General features: G+C 69.8%; 1 protein-coding gene. It reads left to right on the top strand.

The window, feature by feature from the left end; all coding sequences use genetic code 11:
* Positions 1 to 63: 63 nt before the first annotated feature.
* Positions 64 to 818: HAD-IC family P-type ATPase (locus tag G3N93_RS40900; RefSeq protein ID WP_241026931.1), on the top strand; the 755-nt coding region annotated here is incomplete at its 3' end.

Here is an 818-nt window from a genome sequence, read left to right on the forward strand (position 1 = left end):
GCTTCCGCACCCTCTTTCCCTAACCGACGCTCTTCCGATCTGGCCGCGCTGCTGCCGATCGTGATGACGTTCGGTCATGCGCTCGAAGGGCGCAGCGTGCTCGGTTCGCAGGAAGCGATCCGCGCGCTCGGCCGGCTGACGGCCGGCCGCGTGCGCCGCATCGGCGCCGACGGCACCGCGGTCGACGTCGCGTACGACTCGCTGCGGGTGGGCGACTGCATCGAAGTGGTGGCCGGTGCGCGCATCCCGGTCGACGGCATCGTGGCGGCGGGCACGTCGAGCGTCGACAACGGGCCGATCACCGGCGAATCCGTGCCGCACGACGTCGATGCGGGCAGCACGGTGTATGGCGGCGCGCTGAATCTCGACGGCGTGTTGCGCATCGACGTCACGCATACCGGCAAGGATTCGACGCTCGGCAAGATCATCGCGCTGATGCAGCACGCGGAACAGGCGAAACCGCCCGTCACGCAGGTGCTCGAGCGGCACATGGGTGCGTATCTCGCGCTCGTCCTGCTGATCGCGGCGATCGTCTGGTTCACGTCCGCGAATGCGTCGGCGATGCTCGCGGTCATCGTGGCCGCGTGTCCGTGCGCGCTGGTGCTCGCCGCGCCTTCCACGGCCATTGCCGGGATCGCGGTCGGCGCGCGGCACGGCATCCTGTTTCGCAATGCCGCGTTCCTCGACAAGATCGCCGAGGTCGATTCGCTCGTGATCGACAAGACCGGCACGCTTACCCGCGGGGAATTGCAGGTCCGGCAGGCGTGGCTGCAGCCCGGTGCCGACGGCGCGCACGCGCGTGCGCTGGCCGCGCGGCT

The sequence above is a fragment of the Burkholderia sp. Se-20378 genome (assembly GCF_017104665.1).
Lineage (GTDB): Bacteria > Pseudomonadota > Gammaproteobacteria > Burkholderiales > Burkholderiaceae > Burkholderia > Burkholderia lata.